Below are 504 nucleotides of genomic sequence, written 5' to 3'. Positions count from 1 at the left end.
GCGATAGTGAATATTATTTTCACATTTGTTTTTGATTGATTAAGTCGACCTTCTCAGGAATGATGTCCACCGCCATTACTTGATGATGCTGAGCCAATAAAACCGCAATGGATAAACCAACATATCCTGTACCTGCTACTGCTATTTTCATACTTTTTCTCCTTTCAATACTCGTACTTATGGTTCTTATGTTAGAAACTTTTTTAATTCACCAATAATGCTCTTTATTTCTTTATAAAATAACACAACTAATAGTAGGAATAGCACAACTTGTATAGGATAAAGAATATAACTATTTTCCAACCATAAGACTATTGACTGAAAAATAAGCAATACATAGGAAAATACATCTCTTCTAATAAAAATTTTTAACTTTATATATTTTCTCATTGTATGAACACGTATTATCCAAACAACAAAGTAAGATATCATAGTGGCAATAGCAGCACCTATAGCTCCATAATAATATACAAAAACAAATGTGAAAATAATATTCACTATCGC

General features: G+C 29.8%; 2 pseudogenes. Both read right to left on the bottom strand.

What is annotated here, in order from left to right:
• Positions 1 to 25 precede the first annotated feature (25 nt).
• Positions 26 to 151, bottom strand: a pseudogene (locus tag HMPREF9184_RS00875) (UDP-glucose 6-dehydrogenase); the annotation flags it as partial.
• Between the two features lie 35 nt (positions 152 to 186).
• Positions 187 to 504 (bottom strand): annotated as a pseudogene (locus tag HMPREF9184_RS00870) (polysaccharide biosynthesis C-terminal domain-containing protein); the annotation flags it as partial.

It is taken from the genome of Streptococcus sp. oral taxon 058 str. F0407, assembly GCF_000235485.1.
GTDB lineage: Bacteria > Bacillota > Bacilli > Lactobacillales > Streptococcaceae > Streptococcus.
Note: the sequence above shows the minus strand (reverse complement) of the source record. Positions and strands in the feature narration are given on the sequence as shown.